Source organism: Plantactinospora siamensis (assembly GCF_042434095.1).
Classification (GTDB): domain Bacteria; phylum Actinomycetota; class Actinomycetes; order Mycobacteriales; family Micromonosporaceae; genus KBS50.
Genome location: NZ_JBHLUE010000026.1, coordinates 182,350 through 198,333, shown reverse-complemented (window position 1 = coordinate 198,333; position 15,984 = coordinate 182,350). Strand labels below are relative to the sequence as shown.

Below are 15,984 nucleotides of genomic sequence, written 5' to 3'. Positions count from 1 at the left end.
CACGACCCGCCGGCAACCCGCGCGGTGGCGATCGGCCGTCATCACGGCGCTGTTGTCATCGCGGCGCTATCCGTCGACCGCGACGCCCGCGTAGGCCGGCATCAGCTCCTCCATCCGGGCGTCGGAGTCGCAGCGCTCACCGCCGTCGATGTGGGCGGCGAGGTCCTCGACATGGATCTGGAGGCCCGCGGCGAAGGCCGCGAGCCAGTCCAGGCGAAGGCCGCGCTGCTCGACCACGAGGACCGTCCCGGCGCCATCGGCGGTCAGGGTGACCTCGAGTGTCTGCTCGTTGGCCGCATGCTCGCCCTTGGTCCGCACCCTGAGATGGCGGGGCGCCTCGCATGCTTCCACCCGCCCGGTCGCCGCTGCCCCACTGGAAAAGAAGCGCGACTGGTAGGTCCCGCCGAGGCGGAGGTCGCCGTCGAACTCGCCCAGCCAGCGGGCCAGCCGCTCCGGGTCGGTGAGCGCCGACCAGAGATCGTCGACGGTCGTGCCGAAGCGGTGTTCGATCCGCACGATGCCCATGCCGTCCGCTGAGCGCAGGCTGCCCAGGGCGCGGGGGTGGGCCTGTTCGTTGGCAGTCATCCGTTTGCTCCCTGTCTCCGGCACGCGTCGACGTTCTGGTTCATCATCGCAATGAGGACCGACATGATCCGACCCGCTGCGCCGCCAACCCCGCCGTATCCGACAGGGCGTCCATGGAATGGACCGCGCCACCGACCGTGCGCGAGGGTCGGCGACGGGCGATCGGGGACGGACAGCCCCGCGTGCTACCCGGGCGCGTTCTCCGCGTAGCGGGCCAGGCTGGCGGCCAGATCGCGGACGGCGTCCCGCAGCGCGGCCGGGTGGCGGATGGTGAACGGCACACCCAGACCGGCCAGCATCCGGGCCATGCCGTCCAGCCGCTCAGCGCTGGTGCTCATCAGCACGCCATCGGCCGTGCCGGTCAGCGTGGCCACACTGGCCGGGATGCGCCCGCGCGCCTCGTCGAGGGAGCAGTGTAGCTCGACCGCCACCGGATGCGCGTACGGCACCGAGGCCAGCGCCCGGACGACATGCCGGGCCGGTTCGTGCCCCTCCGGCGGCTCGAAGGTGTCCACCGCGGCGGTCACCTCCAAGACCCGGTCGACGCGGAAGGTGCGCACCTGACCGCTGCGGTGGTCGAGCCCGGTCAGGTACCAGCGGCCGGCATGCAACACCAGCCCGTACGGGTCGAGTTCCCGTTCGGTGTCGGCGCCGCGCCACGAGCGGTACGCCAGCCGTACCCGGCGGCGGTCGCGGGCCGCCGCGGCGAGGGTGAGCACGACGTCGGCGGCCGGTGCGGCGCCGTGCCGCGCCGACGCGGTGAACTCCAGCGTCTCCTGCAGGGCCTCCACCCGGTCCCGCAGCGCCGCCGGCAGGACGCGGCGCACCTTGGCCAGCGCGCTCTCGGCCGCGCTGGCCGGTACGCCCAGGCGGTGCCCGACCTGCAGCCCCAGCAGCACGGCGACCGCCTCGTCGTCGGTGAACATCAGCGGCGGCAGCTTGTATCCGGGCATCAGCCGGTACGCGCCGTAGCGGCCGCGTTCGGCGACGACCGGGATGCCCAGGTCGGCCAGCCGGGTCGCGTAGCGGCGGACCGTGCGGATGTCCACGCCCAGGTGTTGGGCGAGCGCGGCCCCGCCGAGCCGCTGGTTGGCCTGGAGCAGCTCCAGCATGGCCAGGACCCTCGTGGTCGGGTGCGTCACGTTCCCACCTCGTCCGCTCGCCGCCGTGCCCGTGCCTGCCCGCTCGCCGCCGTGCCCGGCGAGCCGTACCGAATCGCGCCCGCCCGGCCGGCCGGCCGGACCGGCGGGCGGGGCCGGGGCCGGTCGGATCCGGCGTCGAATCAGGGCGGGTTCGGTCCGGTATTACCCGTACGGTAGCAGCGTCGGCCGGCGCTCCGCCGGCCGGAGGACGACGAGGGGAATTGTCATGGCGGATCTGGTGCTGGTCCCGGGATTCTGGCTCGGCGCGTGGGCCTGGGCGGAGGTGGCCGGCCGGCTGCGCGCGGCCGGCCACCGGGTGTTTCCGGTGACCCTCACCGGCCTCGCGGAGCGGGCCGGCGAGGCGACGCCCGAGGTCGACGTGGACACGCACGTCGGGGATGTCATCCGGGTGATCGAGGACAACGCGCTGCGGAACGTGGTGCTCGTCGCGCACAGCGGCGCCAACGTGCCGGTCACCATGGCCACCGACCGGATCCCGGACCGGCTGGCCCGGGTGGTCTACGTCGAGGGCGGCCCAATGCCGGACGGCATGGCCCAGATCGACTTCGATCCGGGCGCCCGCGACGAGGTCGAGCGGCTGGTCCGGGCGGACGGGGACGGTTGGCGCATCCCGGTGCCGCCCTTCGACGACCCGGACGACCCCAACCTGGCCGGTCTGAGCGAGGCGCAGCGCGCCCTGTTGCGCGAGCGGGGAACCCCGCAGCCGTTCGGCACCGCCACCCAACCGGTACGCCGGCCCGCGGACCTGCCCGAGGTGCCGGTCTCGGTGGTCGCGTGCACGTTCCGGCCCGACGTGGTGCGGCAGCTGGCCGACGGCGGCCACCCGGTGTTCGCCCTGATGGCCGGGGCGCCGGTGCACCACCTGCCGACGGGCCACTGGCCGATGCTCTCCCGCCCGGCCGACCTGGCGGATCTGCTGTCCACGGTGGCCGACGGCGCGCCCTCGCCGGCCGGCATCTGATCGACCCTCCGCACACCCGGCGCGGTGGGCCGGGTCGTCAGCCGTGCTGGAGCGCCTGCACGGCCTGTTCCGAGACCTCGATGACGACCGTGTGATAGCTCTCGATCCGCGACAGGATCGCCGATCGGGGGCCGTCCCGCCAGGCGTCGCTGCCGTAGAACCTGTCCTCCTGCTCCCGGTGCGCCGCGAGGGACGGGAACGCGCGGATCAGGTAGGCCTCCTCGTTCCCGTCCTCGGCGACCAGCGAGGCGCCGCAGTCCACCACCCGGATTCCGGCCGCAGCCAGCAGCGGCAGGGACTCCTCCCGCATGACCCGGACGAACTCGTCGCGGGTGCCGGGCTTCAGCCGGTACGTGCGGATCTCCAGAATCACCGGGGTAACCACCTTCCTGCCGGTGCTGCGTGCCGGGCGGTACCGCGGCCTCCGGCGGCACAGCGTAGTGCCCGGCTCCCGGCGGTGGCGGCCCGTGCGGACGGTCAGCCACCTTGACCCCCTCGCTGCCACCCTCGCCTGCTTATCGCATTGGTGCCGGTGTCATACCGTGGTGTCGATCCCGACAGCGCTGGGAGGTCCGGATGACGGAGGAGCCGACCCGGCCGGACTTCTTCATCAGCTACACGCAGTCGGACCGGGAGTGGGCCGAGTGGATCGCGGTGGAGCTGGAACGGGCCGGCTACACGACGGTGATTCAGGCGTGGGACATCCGCCCCGGCACGGACTTCGTACATGAGATGCAGCGCGCGTCGATGAACGCCCGCCGCACGGTCGCCGTCCTGTCGCCGGCGTACTTCGCCTCCGGATTCGCCGAGGCCGAGTGGCGGGCGGCGTTCGTCAAGGATCCCACCGGCGAGCGCCGGCTGCTGTTGCCCGTGCGGGTCCGGGAGTGCGCGCCGCCGGGAATGCTCGCGTCGTTGGTGTACGTGGATCTGACCGATGTGGACGAGACCGAGGCGCGAGCGCGCTTGCTGGCCGCAGCTGGGCCCGATCCGGTCCGTCCCACAACCTCGATCTTCCCGGGCAGGTCGTCGGCCTGGTTCCCCGGCGCCGGTCACACCGTGACCAACCTGCCGGCGCGGGACCGCATCTTCACCGGCCGAGACGACGTCGTACGACGGATTCACGATGCGCTGCACAGCGTGGCCGGCTTGTCCACCGTCATGGTGCACGGCCTTGGCGGAGTAGGCAAAACGGCGGTCGCCGTGGAGTACGCGCACCGGTTCGCCCAGAACTACGATGTGATTTGGTGGATCACCGCCGACCAGCCGGCGGCGGTGGCGAGCCAACTCGAGAAGCTCGCCGGCCGGCTGGGCATCGCCCGCACCGACGACGGGATCGTCGACCCGCTGCTGGACCACCTGCGAGACCGCGACCGCTGGCTGTTGATCTACGACAACGTCGAGGATCTCGACCAGTTGCGCAAACTGCTGCCCGCCGGCGGAGCCGGGCACCTACTCCTGACCTCGCGACAGGCGGCCGGCGCGGGGCGGGTGAGCACGCTGGCGATGGCCGCCTGGTCTCGGACGGAGTCGGTGCGGTTCCTGATCCGACGGACCGGTCATACCGATGCCACCTCGCTCGGTGAGCTCGCGGAGTTGCTCGGTGATCTTCCGCTGGCGCTCGACGAGGCCGGCGCGTTTCTGCAGGAGACCAGCGAGGACCTGAACGACTACCTGCGGCTGGTCCGCGAGCACGGCAGGCGACTGTTCCACCTGGCCGACGCCGAAACCGACACCGACACCGTGCCGGACCGGCGCAGCGTGGCCACGGTCTGGACGCTGTCGCTGCAGCGGGTACGCAGCCACGCGCCGGCCGCCGTCCCGCTGCTGACCATGCTGGCGTTCCTGGCGCCGGAGGTGCCACGCGGCCTGTTGGGCGAGCGGACCGACGCGCTTCCACCAGCGCTCAGGTCGGTGGTCGAGGACCGCGTTGAGTACGTCCGCCTGCTCGGGGTGATCGGCCGGTACTCGCTGGTCACGCTGACGACGGACGCGGTGGCGATGCACCGGCTGGTGCAGGCGGTCGTTCAGGCCCGGCTACCGCCGGCGGACGAGCGGTGGTGGGCCGCGGCGGCCGTCGAATTCGTCCGGGCGGCATTCCCGGAGGAGAGCTGGGAGGTGCGGAGCTGGCCAGAATGCGAGCGGCTGCTCCCACACCTGCTCACGGTCACCGCGCACGCCGAACGGCTCGGCGTCTGCGCCGCGACCACCGGCTGGCTCCTGGATCGCGCCTCGACCTACCTGCGGAAGCGCGGGCAGTACCGGGCGGCCATCCCGATCGCACAACGGGCGCTCACCGTCACGTCGACGGAAGCCGGCGCGGCGAGTTCCGATACCGCCTGGTGCCACAACAACCTTGGTCTGGCGCTGCACGCGCTGGGAGACTCGGACGCGGCACGGCGACAGTTCGAGCAGGCGCTGTCGATCAGCGAGTCGACGCTTGGGCCGGGCCATCCCGACGTCGGCATCTGGCGCAGCAACCTCGGCCGGGTGCTGCGGGACAGCGGCGACCTGACCGGGGCGCGCACCCAGCTGGAACTGGCACTGCGGATCAGCGAGCGGGCGCTCGGGCCGGACGATCCCACCATCGGCGTCCGGCGCGGCACGCTGGCCCGGGTGCTGCGGATGTTGGGGGACCTTGCCGGGGCGAAGGAGCAGATCGAGCAGGGTTTGCGGATCAGCGAAGTCGCGCTCGGGCCGGACCACCCCTCCCTCGGAGTCCGGCGTAGTGGTCTCGGGGCGGTGTTGCACGAGATGGGCGATCTGGCCGGGGCGCGGGCGCAGTTCGAGGAGGCGCTGCGGATCAGCGCGAAGGCCCTCGGTCCGGACCACCCGCGGCTCGCCGCCCGGCACAGCGGTCTGGGCGGCGTGCTGCGGGATCTCGGCGACCAGGCGGGCGCGCGAAGGCACTTCGAGGAGGCCGTCCGCATCGGCGAGGCGGCCTATGGCGTGGACGATGCCCGGGTCCGCGCCTGGCGTCGGTCCCTCGGACCCGTGGCGCAAGCCCCGCCGTACAATGATCCGCTGATGGCGGGGCGATCCGACCCGGTGGGATAGGTTCGGTGAACTCGCCTTTGGAGGTCGACGCCGTCCCATGCCGCCCGGGAATCCCGCTCACGTCTTCGGCGCAACCGCGGGCCGGGCGGCGACCGCGGACATCGATGCGAACCTGCTGCGCATCGAGGACGAGTACCGCGTCCATGAGTACGCGCAGCGATCGGCCAACCCGGACGAGATCCTGATCGCGCAGCCGACGCGGACCGCCCGGATCACCGTCCTGGCCCAGCACGCGATCAACCACTTCGACGCGTACGGCCGGGAGAAGCTGGCCGACCGGGGCACCGGCGCCCTGGTTGAGCTGGTGGCGCCTCGCGCCGACATTCTGGGGATCATCAGCACCGGACGGCTGCGCGGCCCGGAGCACCAGCGCCAGCGACACTCGGCGATGGTGGCCAGAGCGATCGCCGATGGCCGGCCCAGCATCGACCTGCACGGCATGTCGTGCGACGGCGTCTCGGCCGTCGACATCGGCACCGGGCGGGAGCCCTCGGCGGCGTCCCGTCTCATCGCCGACGCCGCGATCGAGTGCGGCGACCGCCTCGGCCTCCCGGTGACCCGGAACCGGCGCTTCGGGGCACGCGGACCGGAACGCCTGACCAACGTGCTGCTCGACCACGGCGTCCCCGCGATCCAGGCCGAACTCTGCTCCTGCCTGCGCCAGCCGCACAGCGGCCCGGCGGAAACCGCGCTCGTCGTCGCCTGGTTCGACAGCCTGACCTCGACCATCTCGCGGGCCCTCGCCGGCTGAGTTCTCCGGCACGGTCGGCCCCTCGTCGACGCCATACGGAGATCGGGCGAGCGGCCCCTCCCAGGCGGTGGTGCTTGTCGATATTTTTGACTACCATCCGCAGTCGTGGCATGACCGGTGGTCGATTCCCGGTCGGTCCGGCCGGATCGCGCCGTGCCACGAGCGCAGGATCATGCTGTTCCGACGGAGGGAATCCGTAATGACGGGAAGCGCACAGGTCACCCAGGGTCGAACCGTCCCACCCGCCCGGTCGTACCCGTTCAGCACAGCGGATCGGCTCAATGTCGATCCCACGTACGCCGAGCTGCGCGAGAAGGAGCCGATGACCCGGGTGCAGCTCCCGTACGGCGAGGAGGCCTGGCTCGCCACCCGGTACGAGGACGTGCGTACCGTCCTCGGCGACGCGCGATTCGGCCGCGCCCCGGCGGTGCACCGCGACGAGCCGCGGCTGACCCCGCGTCAGCAGGACAGCGGCATGCTGATCATGGACCCGCCCGACCACACCCGGCTGCGCCGGCTGGTGGCGAAGGCGTTCACGGCCCGCCGGGTGGAGGACCTGCGGCCCCGCGCCCAGGAGATCGCCGACGGGCTGGTCGACGACATGGTCAGGCTCGGGCCGCCGGCCGACCTGGTGGAGCACTTCGCCACCCCGCTGCCGATCCAGGTCATCTGCGAGCTGCTCGGCGTCCCGTTCGCCGACCGCGACCGGTTCCACGTCTGGTCGGAGGCGATCGTCTCGACCACCTCGCTGCCGCCGGAGACGATCCAGGAGTACCTGAACAGCCTGTGGGGCTACATCGGCGCGCTGGTCGCCGAGCGCCGCCGGGAACCGCGGATCGACGACCTGCTCGGCGCGCTGGTCCAGGCCCGGGACGACAACCAGGACCGGCTCAGCGAGACCGAGCTGGTGGAGCTGGCCGCCGGCCTGCTCGCGGCCGGGCACGAGACCACGGTGACCCAGATCCCCAACTTCGTGTACGTGCTGCTGCAGAACCCGGACCAGCTGGCCGCGCTGCGGGCCGACCCGGCGCTGGTGCCGGCCGCCGTGGAGGAGCTGCTGCGGTACGTGCCGCTCGGCGTCGGCTCGTCCTTCGCCCGGTACGCCAAGGAGGACGTCGAGGTCGGCGGGGTGCTCGTCCGGGCCGGTGAGCCGGTCGTCGGCTCGCTCTCCTCGGCCAACCGGGACGGCACGGTCTTCCCCGACCCGGACCGCGTCGACCTGCGCCGGGAGCAGAAGCCGCACCTGGGGTTCGGGCACGGCGTGCACCACTGCGTGGGCGCGCAGCTGGCCCGGATGGAGTTGCAGGTCGCCGTCGGCACCCTGGTCACCCGGCTGCCCGGGCTGCGGCTCGCCGTACCGGAACCGGAGCTGGAGTGGAAGCGGGGAATGCTGGTACGCGGCCTGCTCGCCATGCCGGTGGCCTGGTGAGCGCGGCCTGGCGGGTCAGCGTCGACCCGCACCGCTGCATCGGTTCGGGCATCTGCGCCGGCACCGCGCCGGAGCATTTCCGGCTGGTCGACGGGCTCTCCACGCCGCTGGCCGAGGTCGTCGACCCGACCGAGCCGGTCATCGACGCCGCCGAGTCGTGTCCGGTGGAGGCCATCACCGTGCGGGACTCGGCCGACGACCGGCTCATCGCGCCGGAGGGTTAGCCGCGACGCGCGGCGCGCGGGCGCGAAAGCAGCGGGGCCGGGCGCCCGTGGCGCCCGGCCCCGCTAGCCCGGCCGGTGCGGCCGGGCGCGGCTCAGCTGGCCGCGCAGGACACCGACGGCGTGCCGTTGGTGCCGGTCGACGATGCCAGGAAGCCGAAGGTCGTGCTGCCGCCGGCGGCGATCGTCCCGTTGTAGCTGACGTTGCGGGCGGTCACGGCCGAGCCGCTGGAGGTGACCGTGGCGTTCCACGCCTGCGTCACCTGCTGGCCGTTGGCGTACGTCCAGCTCACCGTCCAGCCGGTGATCGCGGCGCTGCCGGCTGTCACCCGTACCTCGGCCTGGAAGCCGCCCTGCCACTGGTTGGTCACGGTGTACGCCGCTGTGCAGCCCCGGCCGCCCGGCGGCGGGGTGGTCGTCGGCGGGGTGGTGGACGGCCCGGTGGTCGGCGGCGTGCTGCTCGGCGGGGTGGTGGTCGGGGACGCGGTGGCCGTGGGCGGCGCGCCGCCGCCGATGGCGGCCATGATGGCGTCGATGATGCCCTGCTGGGTGACCGTGAGGGAGCTGCGGTCGAACAGCCCGAGCCCGTACGCCCCGTTGTAGCCGTTGTCCCAGTAGGCGGTGGCGATTCCGTACTTCTTGGCGTCGGTCACCAGGGTGCGCGCGAAGTCGGCGCGGTACGTGTTGTTCGTCGGGTCGGCCGAGGTCTTGTCGACCGATCCGTACTCGCCGACGATCGCCGGGTATCCGCGCGCCACGAAGGTGTCGCGCACCTTCTTCAGCTGCCCGTCCATGTAGTCCTCCTGGCCCCAGGTGGATTTCCTGGCCGGGTTGGTCGCCTTGGGCCCCCACTGGGTGATGGTGCCGCTCTCATCGCCCGCGAAGTCCCACGGGTCGTAGTAGTGGACGGAGATCATCAGCCGTTGTTCGTTGCTGGGGATGGCGGAGGACCGGTACTGGTCGGTCGGGAGCACGAAGCCGTAGTTGCCGACGGTGTAGTCGATGTTCGTGTTCCAGCCGGGGATGAGCAGCCAGCGCGAGGCGTTGTTCCCACCGGTCTGGCGCACGGTGTTCACGAAGAGCTGGTTGTAGGCGTTGATGTTCTGGTAGCACGGCTGCGTCGGGGTGCCGTACTGCCCGTCGAACTCCTCGTTCATGGACTCGAGGATCAGGTGGTCGTTGTAGCTGGAGAACTTGCTGGCCACCTGCTGCCAGACCTTCTGGTACTTGTTCCTGATGGTGGTCTGGTCGGACGAGTCGCAGATCAGCCAGGAGCCGGATACGGTCTTGTATCCGTCACCGTGCATGTTGATCAGCACGTACATGCCCTGGTTGTAGGCGTAGTTGACCACCTCGGAGATCCGGTTGAGCCAGGCGGCGTCGACCGTGTAGCTCGGGCCGGGCCCGATCTTTCCCAGGTAGGACACCGGGATGCGGATGGTCTTGAATCCCGCCGCCTTCACCTTGTTGATGAGGGCCTGCGTGATGACCGGGTTTCCCCAGGCCGTCTCGCTGGGGACGCCGTTGGAGTTGGCCTCCAGCTGGTTGCCCAGGTTCCAGCCCGCCCCCATGTCGGTGACCAGCTGCGAGGCGTTCAGTTGGACCGTGGCGTCGGCCGAGGCCGTGTGCATGACGCCGGCAACGACTCCGGCGGACGCCAGCACGACAGCGAGAACTGCCGACCCCAACCTTCCTGCTCTTGAACCCACGGGTTCTTCCTCTCTTCGAGTCTCACGGCGTTGCCGCAGCGGGTCCCCGCCGTCGAACCGGCCGGTACGGGCGCCAGCCTTCGGGTGAACCGACCTGCGGTGGCAGCCGGGCTGCGCCCATGCGAACGGAACGGTCGACCGATTGGTCGATCGTCAGCTATAAGTGTCGCAGCGCTTCGATAGTCCGTCGCACGCCCGGCCCGGGCGGATTCGAAGTGCCTAAAGTATAGACATCGATGCATGCGCCAACAAGGCCCGGAGACAGTTCGCAGGAAGACTCCGGCGGCAGTGTCCGCGGGCCGGACGGTGGTCCCGCCGCGGCGGGACGAAGAAGGCCCGGCGGCCGAGCCTAGCCGCCGTCGCCGAGCGGTGGCTGCGGCCGTACCGGAGTCTTGGCGGCCAGCCGTGCCGTCATCCGCTCGTCGAGGTACGCGGTCACCTGGGCGTCCTGCTCCGGGGTAAGCGTCGACCGGCACAGGTACCGCGGTTCGCGCCGGTCGACACAGTCGAGGCGGAACGCGGAGGGCGAACGGCTGACGTGTCTGATCGTCGTCCACGGCAGCCGCAGCGAGGCGTAGGCGGTGTGCCACTCGATGGCGTCCGCGGCGAAGACGTACCGCACGGGTGCCCGTACCTCGCGGTTGCGGCGCAGATGCAGCGGGCCGTTCACCAGGCCCACCAGGCACCACACCACCCCGAGCGGGAGCCCGAACAGCCCGGCGACAAACCAGGCGCCCTCCCCCAGAAAGGTGCCGAGACTGGTGATCGACAGCAACAGACCGGTGAAGATGAACATCCGACCGAGCCGCCGCGCATCATGGCGCAGCAGCCGCATGAACCGGGCATCGGGAGTGACGACCAGGTCGAACCCGTGCTGTGGCCGCCGGGCGTCCATCGATGTCTCGCCCAACCCTGTGCACCCCTCGCTGTCCAGGACGATCTCGCCGCCGGAACCTAGCGGATCCGAGGGCCGGGCGCCGACCCCGGCCCTCGTCGGCCGTCCCGATCCGGCGTCGGTCAGCTGCCCAGTGACCTCCGGGTGGCCTGCAATCGCGGTGGTCGAGCAGGCACGGGAAGCCGGCGCGGTCCGAGTGACGCTAACCTTCGCCGGGCACCTGACGTACCGACGTTGGTTCATGTCCTGACAAGACGCCGCGGAGCAGCTACGCCGGGCGGTACGGACGCAGGGTGCGGCGCAGATCGTCGGTCCACTCCGCGGGGATCTCCCACGGGATGAAGTGCCCGCCGTGGTCGTGGGCCGTGACGTTGACGTGGTGGTACCAGGCGGCCCGGTCGCCGTCGAGGAAGCTGCGGAGCCGCTGCTCGGTGGTCGTCACCCCGGCCGGGTTCTCGTAGCCCACGAACGTGATGCCGGTCGGCGCCTCGACCACCGGCCAGCGCTCGTGTACGGGGGTCCAGGGGTAGCGGTTGTTGTTGGCGTAGGTGCGGACCGAGGTGTCGATGGCGTTGCCGGCCCAGTAGATCGTGGCGTGCGTGAGCAGGTCGTCCCTGCTGAACACCGACTCGACGTCGCCGTGGTTGTCCGACCAGCTGTCCCAGCGCCCGAGCAGCCAGGCGAGCATGCCCACCGGTGAGTCGGCCAGCCCGTAGGCCAGCGTGCTGGGCTCCAGCATCTGCGCGGCCAGATGGACGGCGAACCGCTTCTGCAGGGCGATCGCCCGGGCGCGGATCTCTTTTGGCAGGTCGCCCGGGAGGGACTGGCCGCCGGAGATGTTCCAGCCCAGGTCGCCGTTGAAGAGGGTGAGCTTCAGGGCCGACCCGATGTGGATGGCGTACAGCTCGTCGGCGTACTTGTGCCCGAGCTGCCCGGTGACCAACGCCCCCACGTCACAGCCGGCGGCGGCATACCGGCGGTGGCCGAGCACGCCGGTCATCAGCTCGTGCCAGACGTCGGCCATCTTCCAGAAGTTCATGTCGGGGTGCGCGGTCAGTGGCGTGGAGAATCCGAACCCGGGCAGGGACGGCACGATCACCTCGAACGCGTCCGCGGGGTCGCCACCGAAGGCGGCCGGATCGGCCAGCCGGTCGATGACCTTGGACCAGTGCCAGAACGTCCACGGCCAGCCGTGGCTGAGGATCAACGGCACCGGGTTCGGGCCGACGCCCGGCCGGCGCAGGAAATGCACCGGCACCCCGGCGACGTCGACCCGGTAGTTCTGGTAGCCGTTGATCGCCCGCTCCGCGGCGCGCCAGTCGAAGCCGTCCGCCCAGTACGCGACAAGCTCCTCCAGATAGCTGCGCCGCACGCCGTAGTAGCCGTCCTGATTGCCGGCGTCCAGCGGCCATTTCGTGGCCAGCAGCCGGCGACGCAGATCGGCCAGCACCTCGTCGGGTACGTGGATCGGTGTCGGTTCGATGGCGGACCGGGTCGGCTGGCTCTGCTCCATAGGCCCGTTGTACTCCGGCCGTAGGCTCGCTGTCGGGCCCGCCTGGTGTGACCGCCGCCACCGATGGTGATCGCAAATGCGGTCGATCGCATATCGAGATGTCGGCCCGCCGGGACGATGATGGAAAGGTGAGACGGGCGAGCGGATGGGCGGCGGCGCTCATCCTCACGCTCACCGCGCTGGCGCTCGGGCACGCCGACGACGCGTGGATCCCCGGCGGCGGGTTGCCGGCGCTGGACCGGATCCCGCTGGTCGCCATGCTGTTGCTGCTCGCGCACGGGCTGGTCGGACGCCGGCGGCTCGCGTTGCGGACGACCCTCGGCCTCGCCGCCGTCGCGGCGCTGCTCCCCCCGGTGCACTGGCAGCGGCTGGTGCTGCCGGTCGCCGCCGCGGTGATCCTGATGGCCGACCGCGACAGCTACGTCGTGCGGGCGCAGACACGGCGGTTACGCGCCGCGTCCACAATCGCCGTTCTCGCGTACGTGGTCGTGCTCCTCGCCGGCGTCTGGGCCTCGGTGCGGCGCGGCGAGTCGCTGGGCCGGGCCGCCTCGGCGGCCCTTCCCATCCCGCCGGTGGGTGCGGAAGGGCCGGGACGGGTGCTGGTCCCGCTGGCCCTCGTCGCGCTGCTGGCCGCGCTCGCGCTATCGCTGGCGGCGGCCCCGGCGCCACCGCCGTCCGACGAGGCCGACCGGGCCCGGGTCCGCGACCTGGTCCAGAACCCGGTCGCCGGGAGCCTCGCCCCGTTCGTCACCCGCGCGGACCGCACCTACGTGTTCAACCCCCGGGGCGACACCGCGATCGGCTACCGGGTCCGCTTCGGCGTCGCCCTGGCCGGCGGCGACCCGGTCGGCCCCGCGCCGGCCGAGGCGATCGCCGCGTTCGTCCGGCTCTGTGAGCGGTACGGCTGGCGACCCGCCGTGCTCGGCGCCGACACGGCGGCCATCGGGGAGCTCTGGCGCCGGGCGGGCGTGCGCCGGGCCGTCGACATCGGGGACGAGGCGGTCCTGGACCTGTCCACCTTTTCGCTGGCCAGCCGGCGGATGCGCAACGTGCGCCAAGCCGCCCGGCGGGCCGACAACGCCGGCGTACGCGTCGAGGTCGGCGCCCTGGATCCGGCGCTGGTGCCCGCGCTGCGGGAGGTGCTGCGGGACTGGCTGCACGGCCGGCGCGAGCGCGGGTTCGCGATGAACCTCGACGCGATGCTCACGCCACGCGCCGACACGGTCTATGCGGTGGCCCGGGACGCGGCGGGCCGGCCGGTGGCGTTCGCCCGCTTCCCGGTCGCCGCGGGCGGCCGGATCCTCAGCCTCGACGTGGCGCCCCGCCGGCACGACGCCCCGAACGGGGTGGTCGAGCGCATGGTGATCGCGGTGGTCGAGCACGCGCGGGAAGCCGGCGCGGTCGAGGTGACGCTGAACTTCGCCGGAATGCGCCGGGTCTACAGCGGGGAGCTTCGTGGGGCGCGGCTCCTCCAACTGCCCCTGCGCGCTCTGGACCGGTGGATCGAGCTGCGGTCGCTGTATCTGTTCACCAGCAAGTTCCACCCTGGCTGGCGCCCCCGCCAACTGCGCCTGCGCTCCTGGTGGGAGCTGATCCCGGTCGCCGTCGCCGCGCTGACCGCCGAGTTCGGCGCCGAGCCCGGCCGGGACGACCGTACCGAGTTCCACCCCCTCCGGATCAGGACACGCTGAGGGTCCCGTACGCGAATGAGTCGCCGGTCGTGTACGTGATCCGCGCGTACGACCGGAAGTCGAACGCGCCGGTGGTTGCCGGCGTGATGGTCAGGGTGATGGTGGCGCTCGATCCGGGCGCCAACGACTGGACTCCGCAGTAGACCAGGTGGGTCAGGTTGCGCGGAGTGCAACCGGGGCTGCCGGCGACCGAGGTGATGTGCAGGCTCGCGTAGTTGTCGATGCCCAGGGATGCCTGGACGGGGTTCGCCGTCGTGTTGGTCGCCGTACCGACGATCCGGACGGTCGTGCCGACCGTGGTGATCGACGGCGTGATGGCGAGCCCGGCGACGACCGGCGCGCTCACCGGCGCCGTGCCGGCGGCGGCCGCCGGCACGGCGGCGGCTGTCGCCGCCAGGGCCGACGCCAGCACACCGATCCCGATGGCGGCATGCCGCACAGTGATGACCATAGCTGTCCTCCAACGACAGGCATCGATACGATTTTCCCTCGGATCGTAGCCCCCCGCCCCGGTTGGCGGACGCCGTGACACTGGATGTCGCGGCCGCATCCCGCGCCACGTCCTGCTGAGGAGAACGTCATGACGCCGACCGACCGAACGACACCCCCGGACCGGGCCCCGTCGAGCCCGCTGCGCCGGACCGCCCTGACGGCGGGCGCCCTCTACGTGCTCACCTTCGTCTCCATCCCGACCCTGACCCTGTACGGCCCGGTGCATGACGCGGACTACCTCACCAGCACCGGCAGCGACCGGCCGGTCGTGCTGGGCGGCGTCCTCGAGATGATCGTGGCTCTGGCGTGCATCGGCACCGCCGTTGTGCTCTATCCGGTGGTCAGACGGCAGGGCGAGAGCCGCGCCCTGGGCTTCGTCGCCTCCCGGGTGCTGGAGGCCGCCGGAATTCTCGTCGGCGTGGCGAGCCTGCTGACGCTGGTGACGCTACGGCGGTCCGCGGTCGGCGCCGAGGGGACCGACATCGGCCGGGCACTGGTCGGCTTCTACGATTCCGTCTTCCTGCTCAGCCAGAGCCTCCTGCCCGCCGTGAATGCCCTGTTGCTGGGCAGCCTGCTGTACCAGTCACGGCTCGTGCCGCGGTTCCTTCCGGTGCTGGGGCTGATCGGCGCGCCGCTCCTGGTCGTCTCCGTCGCCGGGATCGCGTTCGGGCTCTGGGACCGCCTGTCCCCCGTGGCGGCGCTCGCGGCCGTGCCCATCGCCGGCTGGGAACTGTCGCTGGGGCTCTACCTGATCGTCAAGGGCTTCCGGCCCTCGCCCATCACGGCCGACCTGGTCCATGCCGGTGCCGGGGATCCCCGGACCGCCGCCGTCTGATCGTCGGTGCGCCCGCGGCGGGCGAAGATCTGGATCGCCACGCTCACCGCTCACTCGGTCGCGGTGACGGGCTGACGGCGGCGCCGGAGCATCGGTGCGGCGCGCAGGGCAGGGCCGCCGCGCCCACCCCGCCGGTACAGGCGTTCGGTAGCGGCATCGACGTCGGTCCTCCGCGCCTTCTCGGCGAACCTTTCGTAGGAATTGAGGAAGGAGCTGTCCGATCCGCGGTTCTTCCGCTCCGCGTTGACGTACGGCCTGATGCAATCCCAGGTCCGCAGCATCCGGTACGTGACCTGCACCGCGATGAAGTCCCAGTCGGCAACTCCGTACTCCGCGAGACAGGCCAGATGCTGGTAGTAGCAACCCACCTCGAAGGCGTGCCCGCGAAGGGGCTCGGGCAGCTTCGCGAAGCCCAGTGGAACGTCCTGCCTGGGCAGCTCCGCCCAGAGTTCCGCCTCCATGCGCGTGAACTCCGCGGTCCGCTGAGCCTTCAACGCGTCGAGCACGATGGGCAGATGGTTGGCGTTGTCATTCAGGCGCAGCGCTCGCCACGTCAGCAGGGATGAGGTGACAACGGCGGCCAGAGCAACCAGCAGAGCCAACAGGTTGATCGCTTGTGACATGTCCATCACGAGCTCCTTGAGATAACCCTGCCCGCAGGGTAGGCGCGCTCGGCAAGCGTTTC

At 71.6% G+C, this 15,984-nt stretch carries 15 protein-coding genes; 7 read left to right on the top strand and 8 right to left on the bottom strand.

What is annotated here, in order from left to right; translation table 11 throughout:
- Positions 1 to 66: 66 nt before the first annotated feature.
- Together ACFFHU_RS26255 and ACFFHU_RS26250 are read right to left on the bottom strand one after the other, a co-directional pair.
- Entirely contained in the window at positions 67 to 585 is a 519-nt protein-coding gene (locus ACFFHU_RS26255; RefSeq protein WP_377342941.1) for an SRPBCC family protein, read from the bottom strand.
- Positions 586 to 770: 185 nt separating this feature from the next.
- Positions 771 to 1,727 (bottom strand): helix-turn-helix transcriptional regulator, encoded by a 957-nt coding sequence (locus ACFFHU_RS26250; protein WP_377342940.1) that lies wholly within the window; start codon positions 1,725 to 1,727, stop codon positions 771 to 773.
- Positions 1,728 to 1,953: 226 nt separating this feature from the next.
- Here ACFFHU_RS26250 and ACFFHU_RS26245 point away from each other — a divergent pair, with 226 nt between their 5' ends.
- Positions 1,954 to 2,709, top strand: coding sequence for an alpha/beta fold hydrolase (locus ACFFHU_RS26245; RefSeq protein WP_377342938.1), 756 nt, complete (start codon positions 1,954 to 1,956; stop codon positions 2,707 to 2,709).
- Positions 2,710 to 2,746: 37 nt separating this feature from the next.
- On the opposite strand, the gene ACFFHU_RS26240 is transcribed toward ACFFHU_RS26245, so the two are convergent.
- The gene (locus tag ACFFHU_RS26240; protein ID WP_377342937.1) at positions 2,747 to 3,082 is read right to left on the bottom strand and encodes an NIPSNAP family protein; all 336 of its coding nucleotides are present in this window, start codon (positions 3,080 to 3,082) and stop codon (positions 2,747 to 2,749) included.
- A gap of 203 nt (positions 3,083 to 3,285) precedes the next feature.
- Here ACFFHU_RS26240 and fxsT point away from each other — a divergent pair, with 203 nt between their 5' ends.
- From fxsT to ACFFHU_RS26220, 4 genes are all read left to right on the top strand, one after another.
- Positions 3,286 to 5,763, top strand: a complete 2,478-nt coding sequence (fxsT, locus tag ACFFHU_RS26235; protein WP_377342936.1) for an FxSxx-COOH system tetratricopeptide repeat protein — start codon at positions 3,286 to 3,288, stop codon at positions 5,761 to 5,763.
- Between the two features lie 37 nt (positions 5,764 to 5,800).
- Positions 5,801 to 6,514 (top strand): hypothetical protein, encoded by a 714-nt coding sequence (locus ACFFHU_RS26230; RefSeq protein ID WP_377342935.1) that lies wholly within the window; start codon positions 5,801 to 5,803, stop codon positions 6,512 to 6,514.
- Between the two features lie 199 nt (positions 6,515 to 6,713).
- The gene (locus ACFFHU_RS26225; RefSeq protein WP_377342934.1) at positions 6,714 to 7,943 is read left to right on the top strand and encodes a cytochrome P450; all 1,230 of its coding nucleotides are present in this window, start codon (positions 6,714 to 6,716) and stop codon (positions 7,941 to 7,943) included.
- Positions 7,940 to 8,167: a ferredoxin gene (locus tag ACFFHU_RS26220; protein WP_377342933.1), complete on the top strand. Its 228-nt coding sequence runs from the start codon at positions 7,940 to 7,942 to the stop codon at positions 8,165 to 8,167. The genes ACFFHU_RS26225 and ACFFHU_RS26220 overlap by 4 nt, the downstream gene beginning before the upstream one ends.
- Before the next feature lie 92 nt (positions 8,168 to 8,259).
- Here the strand turns inward: ACFFHU_RS26220 and ACFFHU_RS26215 are convergent, their stop codons facing one another.
- The 3 genes from ACFFHU_RS26215 to ACFFHU_RS26205 form a co-directional block, all read right to left on the bottom strand.
- Positions 8,260 to 9,795 (bottom strand): cellulase family glycosylhydrolase, encoded by a 1,536-nt coding sequence (locus ACFFHU_RS26215; protein WP_377342932.1) that lies wholly within the window; start codon positions 9,793 to 9,795, stop codon positions 8,260 to 8,262.
- A gap of 427 nt (positions 9,796 to 10,222) precedes the next feature.
- Positions 10,223 to 10,783 carry a hypothetical protein gene (locus ACFFHU_RS26210; RefSeq protein WP_377342930.1) on the bottom strand — a complete coding sequence of 187 codons (561 nt, stop codon included), beginning with the start codon at positions 10,781 to 10,783 and terminating at the stop codon, positions 10,223 to 10,225.
- A 253-nt stretch (positions 10,784 to 11,036) separates the two neighbouring features.
- Complete coding sequence (locus ACFFHU_RS26205; protein WP_377342929.1) at positions 11,037 to 12,281, bottom strand: epoxide hydrolase family protein; 1,245 nt, start codon at positions 12,279 to 12,281, stop codon at positions 11,037 to 11,039.
- A 128-nt stretch (positions 12,282 to 12,409) separates the two neighbouring features.
- Between ACFFHU_RS26205 and ACFFHU_RS26200 the strand changes: the two genes are divergently transcribed.
- Positions 12,410 to 13,972 carry an MprF family protein gene (locus tag ACFFHU_RS26200; RefSeq protein WP_377342928.1) on the top strand — a complete coding sequence of 521 codons (1,563 nt, stop codon included), beginning with the start codon at positions 12,410 to 12,412 and terminating at the stop codon, positions 13,970 to 13,972.
- On the opposite strand, the gene ACFFHU_RS26195 is transcribed toward ACFFHU_RS26200, so the two are convergent.
- Positions 13,959 to 14,423 (bottom strand): hypothetical protein, encoded by a 465-nt coding sequence (locus ACFFHU_RS26195; RefSeq protein ID WP_377342926.1) that lies wholly within the window; start codon positions 14,421 to 14,423, stop codon positions 13,959 to 13,961. The genes ACFFHU_RS26200 and ACFFHU_RS26195 overlap by 14 nt on opposite strands.
- A gap of 129 nt (positions 14,424 to 14,552) precedes the next feature.
- Between ACFFHU_RS26195 and ACFFHU_RS26190 the strand changes: the two genes are divergently transcribed.
- Positions 14,553 to 15,299, top strand: coding sequence for a DUF4386 domain-containing protein (locus ACFFHU_RS26190; RefSeq protein ID WP_377342924.1), 747 nt, complete (start codon positions 14,553 to 14,555; stop codon positions 15,297 to 15,299).
- A gap of 50 nt (positions 15,300 to 15,349) precedes the next feature.
- Here ACFFHU_RS26190 and ACFFHU_RS26185 read toward each other — a convergent pair whose 3' ends face one another.
- Positions 15,350 to 15,928: a hypothetical protein gene (locus ACFFHU_RS26185; protein ID WP_377342923.1), complete on the bottom strand. Its 579-nt coding sequence runs from the start codon at positions 15,926 to 15,928 to the stop codon at positions 15,350 to 15,352.
- Positions 15,929 to 15,984 lie beyond the last annotated feature (56 nt).